Origin of the sequence: Streptomyces sp. NBC_01707 (assembly GCF_041438805.1) — a bacterium.
GTDB lineage: Bacteria > Actinomycetota > Actinomycetes > Streptomycetales > Streptomycetaceae > Streptomyces.
The window spans coordinates 4900214-4916249 of record NZ_CP109190.1; the positions used below are offsets into that span (position 1 = coordinate 4900214).

A 16036-nucleotide genomic window follows, 5' to 3' on the forward strand; every position below is an offset into this window, starting at 1 on the left:
GCGCACACCGGCCTCGCCCCGCGTGCGTCGGCCACCCCCGTACCTCCCGTTCCGCACCGCTTCGCGCGCCGCCGGCTGGTGCGCCGCGTCGACGGGCGGGACGCGTCGCCGCGAACCGGCGGTTCCACGGGCCGAAGCAGAAGAGAAGCGGACGTACTGCTCGAATTTTGGTTGGATCGAGCCAGGCGACACCGACGGAGACCGCGAAGGCGGGCCCGCCCGACAGATGGAGACACCATGAGCCCGGCCAAGAGGAAGACCACGCAGTCGCCTGCGCTGCACGCCGCCGACAGCCACGATCTGCTCCGCGTGCACGGTGCGCGCGTGAACAATCTCAAGGACGTCAGCATCGAGATCCCCAAGCGTCGTCTGACGGTGTTCACCGGCGTCTCCGGCTCGGGCAAGAGCTCGCTGGTGTTCAGCACGATCGCCGCGGAGTCGCAGCGGATGATCAACGAGACCTACAGCGCCTTCGTGCAGGGCTTCATGCCGACGCTGGCGCGGCCGGAGGTCGACGTACTCGAAGGGCTGACGACCGCGATCATCGTCGACCAGCAGCGGATGGGGGCCGACCCCCGCTCCACCGTCGGTACCGCCACCGACGCCAACGCGATGCTGCGCATCCTCTTCAGCCGGCTCGGCAAGCCGCACATCGGCCCGCCCAGCGCCTACTCCTTCAACACCGCCTCGGTCCGGGCGAGCGGTGCCATCACCGTCGAGCGCGGTGCCAAGAAGACGGTGAAGGCGACCTTCAACCGCACCGGCGGCATGTGTACGCGCTGCGAGGGCCGGGGCACGGTCTCCGACATCGACCTCACCCAGCTCTACGACGACTCCAAGTCGCTCGCCGAGGGTGCGTTCACCATCCCCGGCTGGAAGTCGGACAGCCAGTGGACCGTGGGGCTCTACGCCCAGTCGGGCTTCCTCGACCCGCAGAAGCCGATCCGCAGGTTCACCAAGAAGGAAATGCAGGACTTCCTCTACGGCGAGCCGACCAAGGTGAAGGTCAACGGCGTCAACCTCACCTACGAAGGGCTGATCCCCAAGATCCAGAAGTCGTTCCTGTCCAAGGACAAGGAAGGGATGCAGCCGCACATCCGCGCCTTCGTGGAGCGCGCGGTCACCTTCACGACCTGCCCCGAGTGCGACGGCACCCGGCTCAGTGAGGGGGCCCGGTCGTCGAAGATCAAGCGGACCAGCATCGCCGACGCCTGCGCGATGGAGATCCGCGATCTGGCCGAATGGATCCGCGGCCTCGACGAGCCGTCGGTCGCGCCGCTGCTCACCGCACTGCAGCACACCCTGGACTCGTTCGTGGAGATCGGCCTCGGCTACCTCGCGCTCGACCGGCCGTCGGGCACGCTGTCGGGCGGCGAGGCGCAGCGCGTCAAGATGATCCGCCATCTCGGCTCCTCGCTCACCGATGTCACATACGTCTTCGACGAACCCACCATCGGCCTGCACCCCCACGACATCCGGCGCATGAACGGCCTGCTGCTGCGGCTGCGGGACAAGGGCAACACGGTGCTGGTCGTGGAGCACAAGCCCGAGGCCATCGCGATCGCCGACCACGTCGTCGACCTCGGCCCCGGCGCCGGTACGGCGGGCGGCGCCGTCTGCTTCGAGGGCACCATCGAGGGGCTGCGGGCCAGCGGTACCGTCACCGGCCGCCACCTCGACGACCGGGCCTCCCTCAAGAAGACGGTGCGCAAGTCGACCGGCGCGCTGGAGATCCGCGACGCCACCCGCCACAACCTGCAGGGCGTCGACGTCGACATCCCGCTCGGGGTGCTGTGCGTCGTCACCGGCGTCGCCGGCTCCGGCAAGAGCTCACTGATCCATGGCTCCGTCCCCGCCTCCGCGGGCGTGGTCTCGGTCGACCAGGCGCCCATCCGCGGCTCGCGACGGAGCAACCCGGCGACCTACACCGGACTGCTCGACCCGATCCGCAAGGCGTTCGCCAAGGCCAACGGCGTGAAGCCGGCCCTGTTCAGCGCCAACTCCGAGGGCGCCTGCCCCAACTGCAACGGCGCCGGCGTCATCTACACCGACCTGGCGATGATGGCCGGCGTGGAGACCACCTGCGAGGACTGCGAGGGGAAGCGGTTCCAGGCATCGGTCCTCGAGTACACCCTCGGCGGCCGCGACATCAGCGAGGTGCTCGCGATGTCGGTGACCGAAGCCGAGGAGTTCTTCGGCACCGGTGACGCGCACACGCCGGCCGCGCACAGAATCCTCGACCGGCTCGCCGATGTCGGGCTCGGCTACCTCAGCCTCGGGCAGCCGCTCACCACGCTGTCCGGTGGCGAGCGGCAGCGGCTCAAGCTGGCCACCCACATGGCCGACAAGGGCGGCGTCTACATCCTCGACGAGCCGACGACCGGCCTGCACCTCGCCGACGTCGAGCAGTTGCTCGGCCTGCTCGACCGGCTCGTCGACTCCGGCAAGTCGGTCATCGTCATCGAGCACCACCAGGCGGTGATGGCGCACGCCGACTGGATCATCGACCTCGGCCCCGGCGCCGGTCACGACGGTGGCAAGATCGTTTTTGAGGGCACTCCGGCCGACCTCGTCGCCGACCGCTCCACCCTCACCGGCGAACACCTCGCGGACTACGTCGGCGCCTGACCGCGGCCTGACGGACATCGCCCGACGGAACGAGTGCACGACGCCGTCGGGCTAGAAGTGGGGCGCCGCGTCTGCCGCACCCGGCGCGGACGCGGCGGGTGCGGCGGCCACTACGACAGCGACGATCGGGGCCTGCCGGGGCGCAGGTGGGGGCGCCGGGCTCAGGACGTCTGGTTGCCCGCACGCGCCACTCCGGGGCAAGCACCGACCGGATCTCCTCGTCGCGCCTTCCCCTCCGGTACAGATGGGCTTGGCCACAGCACGCCGTCTCTCGTCATCTCGAGCCGCGCGTTGTGCTGCCCGATTTTGACTCCCGTCCTCGGTCGGTGTGGACCAGGAACTCCTCTGCCCGCCAGGGCTCCAGCGGGCGCAGTTCGGAGTCGTCGCCGCCCAGGGATACCGCGTACATCGTCACCCCTGCAGTCGGAACCGGCGTACGGCGAAGGGGGTCTTCCCGCGGTCGGCGCCACCGACGACGCCTGAGTGGTCGAGATCTGTCGGATCGAGCCTGTGCGCCCGTTCGGGGTCGACCTCCGCGAAGCATGGAACCTTGGCGACGGACCTCATCGGCCTTTATTTCAGGGGCAGTTGGAGGTTTATCTACGCGCGGAGCTATGCCTACCGAACGATCATTCGGGCATATCCGGCAGGTTCCTGCACGGCTATTACCGGCCGGTACCCACAGCTGCTAGAAACGTGCTCGCTCACTCAACCCCCCACCCACCCCCCACACTTCGGAGGGCTGACAGTGATGTCAGTACGGAGATTATGGGCGTCCGCATCCACTCTGGTCCTCGCAGCCTCGGTCGCACTGGGCGTTGCCCAGCCGGCCTCGGCAACCTCCCAGGCCGCCGCCGGCGGGTACGTCGCTCTCGGCGACTCGTACTCGTCCGGCGTCGGCTCAGGAAGCTACCTCTCCGACAGCGGTGACTGCCATCGGAGCACCAAGGCCTACCCCTACCTCTGGGCCACCCAGAACTCACCGTCCTCGTTCGCCTTCGTGGCCTGTTCGGGGGCCACGACGGGTTCGGTGGCGAGCACCCAGCTGGGCGTGCTGAGTTCGTCCACCACCTTGGTCAGTGTCACGGCGGGCGGCAACGACGTCGGATTTGCCGATGTCATGGAGGACTGCGTCCTGTACAGCGAGGCCACCTGTCTGAGCAGCGTGAACGCGGCTGTCTCGCAGATGCAGAACACACTGCCGTCCGGGCTCGGTTCGCTCTACGGCTCCATCCGGTCACGCGCCTCACAGGCCCATGTGGTCGTGCTGGGCTACCCGCGCTTCTACCAGCTGAGCGGGGACTGCATCGCCGGTCTCTCCGAGACCGAGCGCTCCGCCATCAACAACGCGTCCGACGTACTGAACGGCGTCATCGCCCAGCAGGCGGCCGACGCCGGGTTCACATTCTCCAGCGTGGTCGACGAGTTCACGGGGCATGAGCTGTGCTCCGGCAGTCCGTGGCTCAACAGCGTGACCGTCCCTGTCTACGAGTCCTACCACCCCAAGTCCGCGGGGCAGTCGGGAGGCTACCTGCCCGCATTCCGCTCGGCCGCGTAATCCGCTCGCACGTGGCCCTGTTCGAGACGGCGGTCCACCGGCGCGTCACCGGTGGGCCGCCGTCTCCTCGTCCCGCTCCGTTCCGTCCGGTACGTGTCAGGCGCGGCCCGCGGCGCCCGGCCGGGGCAGCGCGAGGGCGGCAGCCGCGGCCAGTACGGCGGTGGCGGCCGCCGCCCACCAGCCGTGCCGGAACGCGACGAGCGCCGCGGCCGGGCCGTCCGGGATGGCGAGCAGCGTGACCATCAGGGCGACACCCAGGACCGAACCGGTCTGGCGGGCCATCGTGGTGACGGCCGACCCGGTCGCGAACCGGGTGGGCGGCAGGGCCGCCGCGGCCGCACCGACCAGGGTGGGCAGAGCGAAGCCGACGCCGATACCGGTGATCAGCATGCCGGGCAGGAGCCCTGCCGCATAGTGCGGGGCCGTGTCGAGCGCGACGGCCCACCAGCCGAGGCCCACGGCGAACAGCAGACAGCCGAACGCCGCCGTGCGGCCCGCGCCGAAGCGGCGGACCAAGGGGCCCGACGTGACGGCGAGCACCGGCACGACCAGCGGCCCGGGAGCGATGGCAAGTCCGGTGCGGATCGCCGAGTAGCCCCACACCTGCTGGCACCAGAGCACAGACGTCAGCAGCATCGCCGCGAACGCGACGGAGAAGAGCAGCGCAGCGAGGGTCGCCGCCGCGAAGGCCGGGGTGCGCAGCATGGGCAGTTCGACGATCGGGGCGCTGTGCCGGGCCGAGCGCAGCCAGAACACCCCGGCGAGGACGACCGCCGCGACGAACGAGCCGATCACCTCCGGCGAACTCCAGCCCCACGCGTCCGCCTTGACCAGGCCGAGCGCGAGTACGCCGATGGCGAGCGTGAGCAGCGCGGCGCCGACCAGGTCCGGCAGCCGTCCGGCGCGGTCCGGGCGGGCATCGGGCAGCAGCCGGGCCCCGGCCACCAGGCCGACCGCACCGACCGGCACGTTGACGAGGAACACCCAGCGCCAGTCGGCCTCCACGAGCAGCCCGCCGATCACTGGACCCAGCCCGGCGGCGATGCCTCCGATCGCCGCCCAGCCGCGGATGGCCTGCGGCCGACGCTCCGGCGCGGTGTTGACCAGCAGCAGAGCCAGCGAGGTGGGCATCAGGGCGGCGGCTCCGGCCGCCTGCAGGGCACGGGCGGCGACCAGCCAGCCGACCCCGGGGGCGACGGCACACAGCACGGAGGCCACGGTGAAGACCGCCAGGCCGAGGAGGAAGCCGCGCCGGTGTCCGTACCGGTCCGCGAGCCGGCCCGCGACGACGAGCAGCGCGGCGAAGACGATCGCGTACGCGTTGAGCACCCAGGACAGCGAGGCGAGCGAACTGCCGTCGAAGGAGTCGCCGAGGGCGGGGACGGCCACGTTGACGATGAACAGGTCGAGGTTCACGACGAAGACCCCGGCCGACACGATCCAGGCCGTCGCACGGGATCCAGTGGAGGGACTCTTCGCGGGCCCGTTCGCCGAGCCCTTCGCGGGTCCGTTCGCCGTGGGCGACCCAGGCTCCACGTGCGGGGCGGGCGGCCTCCGGTCGGCCGCATCCGCGAGTGAGTTTGATTTTCCAACTGTCATGATGGCAAGGTAGCGCCAGTAAGTTTGAGATGGCAACCTTGTAGGGGTGAGTGCAATGAATGGTTCCGGCAGCCGTATCGAGATCGGCGCACTGCCCGGTCGGCCGTGTTCCGCCGCTGCCGCGCTGCAGGTGGTGGGCGAGAAGTGGACGCTGCTCGCGGTGCGCGAGATCTTCTTCGGCAATCACCGGTTCGAGGCGATCGCCCGGAACACCGGTGCGCCCCGGGACCGGCTCGCGGCCCGGCTACGGTCGCTGGAGCACGCCGGCCTGGTCGAGCGGCGCCCCTACAGCGAGCGGCCGCCGCGCCACGAGTACCACCTGACCGAGGCGGGCCGCGACCTCGCCCCGGTGATCCGGGCCCTGCTGGACTGGGGCGACCGCTGGGTGCACGAGGAACCGCCGGTCGTCATGGTCCATGAACCGGCGGCCACCACGGACGCGGAGAGCCGTGGCAAGGGCGACGGCTCGCACGGGCATGACCTGGACACCGCATGGATCTGCCGCACCTGTGGGGAGGAGGTCGTGAGGGGTTCCCTCACCGTCGACGTCCGCTCCCCCGGTTGGGACCGGACCGGCCCCGCATCCGCGCCGGCGGCACCCTGACAGCCCGTCAGCCCGACCGGGTGCGCGATGCCTCGCCCCGACCGGCCCGGAAGTTGTCCACAGGCTGCGGACGCTGCGAGCCGAGTGTCCGCCCCCGGCGCAGAATGGGGGGCATGACTGAGATCACTGGCTCGACGACCGAATCCGTTCCGGCGCCGACGACCGATTCCGTTCCGGCGTGGGAGCAGCGCTTCCGGGCGCCCCGGGTCTCGTTGCCCGACTGGGCGGAGGACGCGCCGGACCGTGCGCTGTTCGTCTCCAACGCGACGGGGACGTACGAGCTGTACGCCTGGGACCGGTCGACCGGGGAGCAGCGCCAGGTCACCGACCGGCCGAACGGGACGACGGACGGGATACTGACGCCGGACGGCGAGACGATCTGGTGGTTCGACGACACCGACGGCGACGAGTTCGGGGTGTGGATGCGCCGGCCCTTCGGCGCCGGCGGGAGCGAAGGGGCGGCGGACGAGCCCGCGGCTCCCGGGCTCGAACCCTCGTACCCGGCGGGACTCGCGATCGGCCGGGACGGGACGGCGGTGGTCGGCCGGTCGACCGATGAGGACGGGACGACGATCCATGTCGTACGCCCCGGGGCCCCGCCCGTCGAGATCTACCGGCACCGCGAGTCGGCGGGCGTCGGGGACCTGTCGCACGACGGGACGCTGATCGCGCTGGAGCACACCGAGCACGGCGACGCGATGCATTCGGCGCTGCGGGTGGTGCGGCCGGACGGGACGACGGTCGCCGAGCTCGACGACACCAAGGGCGGTACGCAGGAGCTCGGTCTGTCGGTGCTGGGCTTCGCTCCGGTGGCCGGGGACACCCGGCTGCTGGTCGGGCATCAGCGGCGGGGCCGCTGGGAGCCGATGATCTGGGACCCGGTGGCGGGGACGGAGACGGATCTTGCGCTGGATCTGCCCGGTGACGTGAGCGCCGAGTGGTATCCGGACGGCTCCGCGCTGCTCATCGTGCACGGCTTCGAGGCCCGCAGCGACCTGTGGCGGTACGAGCCGGGGTCCGACAGCGCCCCGGTGCGGGTGGAGACACCTGCCGGATCGGTGTCGGATGCCACGGCCCGGCCCGACGGCACCGTGGAGTACCTGTGGTCGTCCGCCGCCCAGCCCCCCGCCGTGCGGTCCACGACGGGCGCGGTGGTGCTCGATCCGCCGGGTGCGAAGGCTCCGGCGTCCGTCCCGGTGGAGGACGTCTGGGTGGACGGGCCCGGCGGCCGGATCCACGCGCTCGTGCAGCGGCCCGCCGCCCCGGCCGAGGGGCCGTTTCCGACCGTCTTCGAGATCCATGGCGGCCCGACCTGGCACGACAGCGACGCCTTCGCGTCCGGACCCGCCGCCTGGGTGGACCACGGCTACGCGGTCGTCCGCGTCAACTACCGCGGCTCGACGGGGTACGGGAGGGCCTGGACGGACGCGCTCAAGCACCGAGTGGGCCTGATCGAGCTCGAGGACATCGCGGCGGTCCGGGAGTGGGCGGTGAAGTCCGGGCTGGCGGACCCCGCGAAGCTGGTCCTGGCCGGGGGCTCGTGGGGCGGCTACCTGACGCTGCTCGGCCTCGGTACGCAGCCGGAGGACTGGGCGCTGGGCCTGGCCGCGGTCCCGGTCGCGGACTACGTCACGGCGTACCACGACGAGATGGAGGCCCTGAAGGCGATGGACCGCACGCTGCTGGGCGGTACGCCGGAGGAAGTGCCGGAGCGGTTCGAGGCCTCGTCCCCGCTGACGTACGTCGACGCCGTGCGGGCGCCGGTCTACATCTCGGCGGGGGTCAACGACCCGCGGTGCCCGATCCGCCAGGTCGAGAACTATGTGGACCGGCTGAAGGCCCGGCAGGCGGTGCACGAGGTCTACCGGTACGACGCGGGGCACGGCTCGCTCGTCGTCGAGGAGCGCATCAAGCAGGTCCGGCTGGAGCTGGACTTCGCCCGGCGCCACCTCGGGTAGCGGGCACCCCGGCCACCGGGGGGTGACGTCGGCGGCACCCCGCTCCGGGGTTCCGGAGCGGGGACCGTACCGTGGAGGGGTGTACCGGTTCCTGCTGACCCCGCGATGGTGGGGGATCAACCTCTTCGCCGTACTGGCCATCCCGCTCTGCGTCTTCATGGGCACCTGGCAGCTCGGCCGCTTCGAGGACCGCGTGCAGTCGCACGAGCAGGCCGCGAAGCAGCCGGCCCCGGGGGCGAGAGCGGCAGAACCTCTCGATGATCTGCTGCCGGTCGACACGGTGACGTCCGGCCGCCCGGCCACCGCCACCGGCCGGTACGCCGACCAGTTCCTGGTGCCCGGACGGGAGTTGGACGACAAGAGCGGCTTCTACGTCCTGAACATGCTGCGCACCGACGACGGCAAGGCCCTGCCGGTGGTACGCGGCTGGCTGCCCGGCAGGCCCGGGCACACGCCGGTGCCCGCCGCGCCGACCGGCGAGGTCACGGTGACCGGCGACCTCCAGGCGTCCGAGAACACGGGCACCGACGGCGTCGACACGGCGGGAGGCCTCCCTGACGGGCAGCTCGGCATGATCAGCGCCGCGTCTCTCGTCAACCTCGTGCCGTACGACGTGTACGACGCATGGGTGACCCTCCAGGACACCGACAGCAGCGGCGACGCCGAGGACGGTGCGCTGCGCCCCGTACCGGCCGTGGCACCGCAGGGCAGCGGTCTCGACCTGAAGGCGTTCCAGAACCTCGGCTACACGGGCGAGTGGTTCGTCTTCGCCGCCTTCGTGCTCTTCATGTGGTTCCGGCTGGTCCGCCGCGAGGCGGAGGCCGCGCGGGACGTGCGGCTGGGCCTCGTGCCCGACACGGGTACGGACGCGGACACGGGTACGGACGCGGACGCGGGTACGCGCACAGCCTGAGCCGTCACGGCGTACGCACATACGTGGGGCCCGCTGCTCGAACCGGCGGGCCCCCTCACGTACGCGTCATGGTGCTAGGCCGTCGGTGCGAGCACGCCCGTCCGGTAGATCGTGCCCGCGCAGGCGTTGGGGATCTTCGCCTCCGCGACCGGCGCTCCGGGCTCCGGCGTGTGCGTCACGGCGACGCTGCCGTCGAGCGTCGTGCCGCCGTCCTCGCTGCCGAGCTGGACATCCGCCTGCGACGTGCCGTCACCGGTGCCGTCCGAGGTACCCGCGGCGCCGTCGGTCGGGGTCGGGGTCGGCGACCCGCCGGAGGTCGGGCAGGTGTCCTTGGGGACCCAGGCGAACTGCACCTCGTACGCCATGGCCGGCTTCAGCAGCACAGCGCCCGCCTCCTGCGACGGGTCGGGCAGTCCGGCCGCCGCGTCGCCCGCGGTGTGCTGCACGACCTCGATCTTGGCCGGGTCGGCCGCGCCCATCGCCTGGAAGCCCACGGTGCCGCTGGTGGTCACCGAACAGTCCTTGCCGGAGACGTTGGAGATCCGGAAGCTGCCGTACACCGTGCCGTCGGCACCGGCCGCGCCCGTCTCGGCCGAGGCGACGCCGAGCTGGCTCGGGTCGCAGACCGGCATCGAGGCCGCCGCGCTGTCGGCGGGGCCCGCACCGCCGGCGGCCGCGTCGCCGGCCGTGCCCTGGCCCCCGGTGTCCGAGGGGCTGCTGGCGCCGTTCGGGTGGCCCTTGCCGCCGGTGCCCCGTCCGCCCGCATCGCCGCCACCGGCCTTCTCACCGGCTGCCGAGCCGGTGTCGGAGCCACTGCCGCCCTGGGCCTGCTCGCCGTGCGCGGCCATGGCCGGGTTGGCGGTGCTCGCGCCGTCGGAGTTGGCGACGTGCACGAACGCGGGGATCGCGGTGCCGATCAGCAGCACCGCCGCCGCCGCGCCGACGACGGCCTGCCGCTTCCTGGCGCGCCGGGCGGGGACGGCGCGCTTCAGATGGTCGAGAGTGCCGTCACCGGGTGCGAGACCCTCGACAGCGCCCCGCAGCATGCGACGCAGGACGACTTCGTCCAGCTCCGAACCTGAGTCGTCGAAGTCGTCGGAATCACCGGAGCCGGCGGAGCCGCCGGAACCACCACCGGAGCCCCGGCCCGATCCGGCACCTGGGCCCACGCCCGGTACCGTGCCGAAGAGGGCCGTCAAGCCGGCGAGCCGTCCCATCTCGGCGGTGTCGTCCGCCTCGCCCTGCGTTTCCGGCACTCCCTCGCCGGACACGGCATCCGTATCCGGGTTCCCGTCCGAGTTCACGTTCGGCGCGTTCGACGCGTTCTCCGGCCCGTGGTTCACAATTCCGTTTCCAGTCCGGTCGATCTCAAGCTCGTGCGTGCGTTCCTGTGCGGGGTCCTCGTGCTCGCGCCGACTCATGCCTGAGCCTCCATCACGGCGCGCAGCGCCGCGATACCGCGGGAGCCGTACGCCTTGACCGAGCCCAGGGAAATCCCCAGCGTCTCCGCCACCTGCGCCTCGGTCATGTCTGCGAAATAACGCAGCACCAGCACCTCCCGCTGGCGCCGTTGCAGCCCCCGCATCGCTTTGATCAGCGCGTCCCGCTCCAACTGGTCGTACGCGCCCTCCTCGGCGCTCGCCATGTCGGGCATCGGCTTGGAGAGCAGCTTCAGCCCGAGGATGCGGCGGCGCAGCGCGGAGCGCGACAGGTTGACGACCGTCTGACGCAGGTACGCGAGTGTCTTCTCCGGCTCACGTACCCGGTTCCGCGCCGAGTGCACGCGGATGAACGCCTCCTGCACCACGTCCTCACACGACGCGGTGTCATCCAGCAGCAGGGCCGCCAGGCCGAGCAGCGAACGGTAGTGGGCGCGGTAGGTCTCGGTGAGATGGTCGACCGTGGTACCAGCAGCCACGATCTCCTCAGCACCCCCGCGCTGCGAAGGCAGCTGAGCCGGGCGCGCAGCCGGCATGGGCGCAATCACCGGCATACCGCCGGGTGCGCGGGGCCGCCGGAGCGGACGCACGGAAGCGCCTCGCAACGGGCCCACCACTGTGATGTCGAGAACCTCTGCCACGCCAGTTGGACACGCGTCCCCCCGTCAGGGTTGTACGCGTGCGGCACCGCGTTTGACGCTGTGCGACATGCCCTCATACGTACCTGCTCTTCCACAAATGCCCCGTTTTCGCGCCCCACCACCCGCGAAGTGACGGCATAGACGCGCGCTGCCCGACCACTGGTTCCAGCGGGCCGAAAGGTCATCGTCGGACACCGCAACGCCCCAGCTCAAGAGGTTCAGACCAGCAACTTGCTCACAAGGGCTTCACAGAGAGTACAAAACAGGTTCGATCGTGAACCGCCCGGCCGGATCAGGCTCGGGGGAACTCGGCAGCCACGGATTCGGCGATCTGCGCCACGTTCAGCGCCGCCCCCTTGCGGAGGTTGTCACCGCATACGAACAGCTCCAGGGCGCGCGGGTCGTCCAGCGCCCGCCGCACCCGTCCCACCCAGGTCGGGTCGGTGCCCACGACATCGGAAGGCGTCGGGAAGTCGCCGGAGGCCGGGCTGTCGAACAGGACCACACCGGGTGCGGTCGCCAGGATCTCGTGCGCCCGGTCGACCTCGACCTCGTTCTCGAAGCGCGCGTGCACGGACATCGAGTGTGTCGCGACGACGGGTACGTACACACAGGTCGCCGCCACCGGCAGGTTCGGCAGGTCCAGGATCTTGCGGCACTCGTCGCGGATCGCCAGCTCCTCGGACGACCAGCCGTCCCCGGCCTCCGTTCCGGCCCAGGGCACGACGTTGAGGGCCACCGGAGCGGCGAACGGCGAGTCCTCGGTCTCCCCGACGGCCCGGCGTACATCTCCGGGCTTGGTACCCAGTTCCGTACCCGCGACCATCGACAGCTGTTCGCGCAGCGCCGCGACTCCCTCGCGGCCCGCTCCGCTCACCGCCTGGTACGAGGAGACGACGAGCTCCCGCAGCCCGAACTCGGCGTGCAGCGCACCGACCGCGACGATCAGCGACGCCGTGGTGCAGTTGGGGCTGGCTACGATGCCCCGGGGCCTCATCCGTACGGCGTGGGGGTTGATCTCGGGCACGACCAGCGGCACGTCCGCGTCCAGCCGGAACGCCGCCGAGTCGTCGACGACGACCGCACCCTTGGCGGCGGCGATCGGCGCCCAGCGCGCGGACACCTCGTCGGGCACCAGGAAGAGAGCGACGTCGACACCGTCGAACGCGTCCTCGGTGAGTTCGAGGACTTCGGTCTCCTCACCGCGCACGACCAACTTGCGGCCGGCCGAACGCGGCGAGGCGATCAGCGACACTTCGCCCCAGACGTCCGCGTGCTGCGAAAGGATCTGGAGCATGACGCCGCCGATCGCCCCGGTCGCTCCGACGACCGCGAGCGAAGGGCGGCGAGGTGTCATCGGCCGGTGCCCCCGTACACGACGGCCTCGTCGGAGTCGCTGTCGAGGCCGAAGGCCGTGTGCACGGCGCGCACGGCCTCGATGACGTCGTCGGCGCGGGTGACCACCGAGATGCGGATCTCGGACGTCGAGATCAGCTCGATGTTCACACCGGCGTCGGACAGCGCCTCGAAGAAGGACGCGGTGACCCCGGGGTTGGTCTTCATACCCGCGCCGACCAGGGAGATCTTCGCGATCTGGTCGTCGTAGCGGAGCGACTCGAAGCCGATCGTGCCGCGGGTGCGCTCCAGGGCGTCGATGGCCTTGCGGCCCTCGGCCTTCGGCAGCGTGAACGAGATGTCGGTCAGACCGGTCGACGCGGCGGAGACGTTCTGCACCACCATGTCGATGTTGACTTCCGCGTTCGCGATGGTGCGGAAGATCGCGGCGGCCTCGCCCGGCTTGTCGGGCACGCCGACGACGGTGACCTTGGCCTCGGAGACGTCATGGGCGACTCCGGAGATGATCGCGTGCTCCACCTTCTGGTCCCCTTGCGGCTCGTTGCTGACCCAGGTGCCACGCAGTCCGGAGAAGGACGAGCGGACGTGGATCGGGATGTTGTAGCGGCGTGCGTACTCCACGCACCGGTGCAGCAGCACCTTGGAGCCGGACGCGGCCAGCTCCAGCATGTCCTCGAAGGAGATCCAGTCGATCTTCCGGGCCTTCTTCACGACCCGCGGGTCGGCGGTGAAGACACCGTCCACATCGGTGTAGATCTCACAGACCTCGGCGTCCAGCGCGGCCGCCAGAGCGACGGCGGTGGTGTCGGACCCGCCGCGGCCGAGGGTGGTGATGTTCTTGCCCTCCTGGCTCACCCCCTGGAACCCGGCGACGATGGCGATGTTGCCCTCGTCGATCGAGGTCCGGATGCGGCCCGGCGTGACATCGATGATGCGCGCTTTGTTGTGGACCGAGTCGGTGATGACGCCGGCCTGGCTGCCCGTGAACGACTGGGCCTCGTGGCCCAGGTTTTTGATCGCCATCGCCAGCAGGGCCATGGAGATCCGCTCTCCTGCGGTCAGCAGCATGTCGAACTCACGCCCTGCGGGCATCGGTGACACCTGCTCGGCGAGATCGATCAACTCGTCCGTCGTGTCGCCCATCGCCGACACCACGACAACCACCTGGTTGCCGTTCTTCTTGGCATCGACGACTCGCTTGGCGACACGCTTGATGCCTTCGGCATCGGCTACGGAGGAGCCTCCGTACTTCTGCACGACAAGGCCCACGTGCGCTCCTCGCTCATTCCATTGCTTCGGTCCGCTCAGTTTAACGAGCAGTCCGGAAACGCCCCGTGGATATCACATCGTGAGATGTCCCGCTCACCACGTGATCTCGACGTGCCGTCCCGAACTGCTCGTACCGGGCTGCTGCCCGGCGCACCGGAATCCACTCCTGTATGTGCCCCACTCCACACGCCGGGCCGGCTGCTCGGTGCGGCCGAGCGGCTACTTCACCGGGCGCAGGCCCAGCGGTCCCGCGATCTCCTCCGCCATGACCCGGCCCGCCTCCTCGGCCAGGTCGTCCTCGCCCGCGTCCTGGTCCGTGTCCAGCCCGTCCAGCTCCTGGAGGGGCTGGTTCAGGCGGATGTGGGCGACCAGGGACTGGATGGCACGCAGGGTCGCGGAGGCGGTGGAGCCCCAGTTGGAGAAGTACGAGAACTGCCACCACCACAGCGCCTCGGTCGTGCGGCCCGCCTCGTAGTGGGCCAGGCCGTGGCGCAGGTCCGTGACCAGGTCGGCCAGGCCGTCGGAGATGCGGCACGGGACCGGGGCCTTGCGGGGCTCGTACGGGTCGAAGACCTCGGAGTACACGTCGATCGGCTCGAGGAGGACCGCGAAGCGCTCGCGCAGGCCGTCCGCGTCCGGTTCGGCGCCGAGGTCCGGCTCGTAGCGCTCGTCCGGGACGATGTCCTCGTACGCGCCGAGCCGGCCTCCCGCCAGCAGCAGCTGGGAGACCTGGAGGAGCAGGATCGGGACGGCCTGCTCCGGCTCGTCGACCTTGGACACCTCGGTCACGGCGACGATGAACGACTTGATCTGGTCCGCGATCTGGACGGCGAAGTCGTCCGGATCCTGCGTGACGGAGTTCAGCGTGGCGTCAGACATCGAGGGGACCTCCCGTGGGCACGGTCACGAACGGTGAGAAGAACATAGCGTCGCTGAACATAAAACCGTCGTGAGACGTGGTGGTACGGGTGCTACACATCGAGCAGCCGCCTCCCCTCGAACGCGCGGCCCAGGGTGACCTCGTCCGCGTACTCGAGGTCGCCGCCCACCGGCAGCCCGCTGGCAAGCCGCGTCACCCGCAGGCCCATCGGCTTGATCATCCGCGCCAGGTACGTCGCGGTGGCCTCGCCCTCCAGGTTGGGGTCGGTGGCCAGGATCAGTTCCGTGACGGACCCGTCGGCGAGCCTCGCCAGCAGCTCACGGATGCGCAGATCGTCCGGACCGACGCCCTCGATCGGGCTGATCGCCCCGCCGAGGACGTGGTAACGGCCGCGGAACTCACGGGTCCGCTCGATCGCCACGACATCCTTCGGCTCCTCGACCACACAGATCACCGTCCGGTCGCGACGCGCGTCGCGGCAGATCCCGCACTGCTCCTCCTGCGCGACATTGCCGCACACCGAGCAGAACCGGACCTTGTCCTTGACCTCCAGGAGGGCATGGGCGAGACGGCGTACGTCGGTGGGCTCGGCCTGCAGGATGTGGAAGGCGATCCGCTGCGCGCTCTTGGGACCGACGCCGGGCAGCCTGCCCAGTTCGTCGATGAGGTCCTGGACCACGCCTTCGTACAACGGAACGCCTTCCTGAGCTGGAACCCGCGGCTGTCGCCGTCGTGGTAGGTACGGTAGTTGGTGTGCTGACGGATCAGAAGGGCAGACCGGGCATGCCGCCCAGCCCCTGGGCCAGCGGGCCCAGCTTCTGCTGCTGAAGCTGCTGCGCGTTCTCGTTCGCCGCCTGGACGGCGGCGACGACGAGGTCGGCGAGCGTCTCGGTGTCCTCGGGGTCGACGGCCGCGGGGTCGATGACCAGGCTGCGGAGCTCGCCCGAACCGGTCACGGTCGCCTTCACCAGACCGCCGCCCGCCTGCCCCTCGACCTCGGTCCTCGACAGCTCCTCCTGGGCCTCGGCGAGGTCCTGCTGCATCTTCTGGGCCTGCTGCAGCAGCTGCTGCATATTGGGCTGACCACCACCGGGAATCACGGTCACTCCTGGCATTTCGACGACAAATGTTTCGGTATGCCGAGCCTACGTGGTCCCCGGGCACCACGCCCCACCCACTGGCGAGCAACTC

The 16036-nt window shown here is 70.5% G+C and carries 13 protein-coding genes and 1 pseudogene; 5 read left to right on the forward strand and 9 right to left on the reverse strand.

All coding sequences use genetic code 11. The features are described from left to right. Positions 1-237: 237 nt before the first annotated feature. Positions 238-2628 carry an excinuclease ABC subunit UvrA gene (locus OG963_RS22010; protein WP_093773499.1) on the forward strand — a complete coding sequence of 797 codons (2391 nt, stop codon included), beginning with the start codon at positions 238-240 and terminating at the stop codon, positions 2626-2628. Between the two features lie 310 nt (positions 2629-2938). Here OG963_RS22010 and OG963_RS22015 read toward each other — a convergent pair. Then, positions 2939-3037: pseudogene (locus OG963_RS22015) on the reverse strand (RimJ/RimL family protein N-acetyltransferase); the annotation flags it as partial. Between the two features lie 342 nt (positions 3038-3379). On the opposite strand from OG963_RS22015, the gene OG963_RS22020 reads away from it, so the two are divergent. Further along, entirely contained in the window at positions 3380-4186 is an 807-nt protein-coding gene (locus tag OG963_RS22020) for an SGNH/GDSL hydrolase family protein (RefSeq protein ID WP_093773501.1), read from the forward strand. 96 nt (positions 4187-4282) lie between these two features. Here the strand turns inward: OG963_RS22020 and OG963_RS22025 are convergent, their stop codons facing one another. Next, the gene (locus OG963_RS22025; RefSeq protein ID WP_256224022.1) at positions 4283-5623 is read right to left on the reverse strand and encodes a DHA2 family efflux MFS transporter permease subunit; all 1341 of its coding nucleotides are present in this window, start codon (positions 5621-5623) and stop codon (positions 4283-4285) included. Between the two features lie 217 nt (positions 5624-5840). On the opposite strand from OG963_RS22025, the gene OG963_RS22030 reads away from it, so the two are divergent. The 3 genes from OG963_RS22030 (at position 5841) to OG963_RS22040 (ending at position 9260) form a co-directional block, all read left to right on the forward strand. Further along, a complete protein-coding gene (locus OG963_RS22030) occupies positions 5841-6389 on the forward strand; it encodes a helix-turn-helix domain-containing protein (protein ID WP_093773505.1) in 549 nt (182 codons plus the stop codon). A gap of 113 nt (positions 6390-6502) precedes the next feature. Beyond that, positions 6503-8347, forward strand: a complete 1845-nt coding sequence (locus tag OG963_RS22035; protein WP_256328083.1) for a prolyl oligopeptidase family serine peptidase — start codon at positions 6503-6505, stop codon at positions 8345-8347. A 79-nt stretch (positions 8348-8426) separates the two neighbouring features. Further along, positions 8427-9260 carry an SURF1 family protein gene (locus OG963_RS22040; RefSeq protein WP_319740377.1) on the forward strand — a complete coding sequence of 278 codons (834 nt, stop codon included), beginning with the start codon at positions 8427-8429 and terminating at the stop codon, positions 9258-9260. Positions 9261-9334: 74 nt separating this feature from the next. Here the strand turns inward: OG963_RS22040 and OG963_RS22045 are convergent, their stop codons facing one another. From OG963_RS22045 to OG963_RS22075, 7 genes are all read right to left on the reverse strand, one after another. Beyond that, the gene (locus OG963_RS22045; protein WP_093773511.1) at positions 9335-10681 is read right to left on the reverse strand and encodes a hypothetical protein; all 1347 of its coding nucleotides are present in this window, start codon (positions 10679-10681) and stop codon (positions 9335-9337) included. Further along, positions 10678-11253 (reverse strand): SigE family RNA polymerase sigma factor, encoded by a 576-nt coding sequence (locus OG963_RS22050; RefSeq protein ID WP_030929408.1) that lies wholly within the window; start codon positions 11251-11253, stop codon positions 10678-10680. Before OG963_RS22050 ends, OG963_RS22045 begins: the two co-directional genes overlap by 4 nt. A 379-nt stretch (positions 11254-11632) precedes the next feature. Then, positions 11633-12697, reverse strand: coding sequence for an aspartate-semialdehyde dehydrogenase (locus OG963_RS22055; protein ID WP_093773513.1), 1065 nt, complete (start codon positions 12695-12697; stop codon positions 11633-11635). Further along, positions 12694-13965 carry an aspartate kinase gene (locus OG963_RS22060; protein ID WP_030929402.1) on the reverse strand — a complete coding sequence of 424 codons (1272 nt, stop codon included), beginning with the start codon at positions 13963-13965 and terminating at the stop codon, positions 12694-12696. Before OG963_RS22060 ends, OG963_RS22055 begins: the two co-directional genes overlap by 4 nt. 219 nt (positions 13966-14184) lie before the next feature. After that, a complete protein-coding gene (locus OG963_RS22065; protein WP_093773515.1) occupies positions 14185-14844 on the reverse strand; it encodes a DUF5063 domain-containing protein in 660 nt (219 codons plus the stop codon). A gap of 92 nt (positions 14845-14936) precedes the next feature. Continuing rightward, the gene (gene recR / locus OG963_RS22070; protein WP_030929396.1) at positions 14937-15536 is read right to left on the reverse strand and encodes a recombination mediator RecR; all 600 of its coding nucleotides are present in this window, start codon (positions 15534-15536) and stop codon (positions 14937-14939) included. 73 nt (positions 15537-15609) lie between these two features. Continuing rightward, positions 15610-15945 carry a YbaB/EbfC family nucleoid-associated protein gene (locus tag OG963_RS22075; RefSeq protein WP_078852974.1) on the reverse strand — a complete coding sequence of 112 codons (336 nt, stop codon included), beginning with the start codon at positions 15943-15945 and terminating at the stop codon, positions 15610-15612. Between the last annotated feature and the right edge of the window lie 91 nt (positions 15946-16036).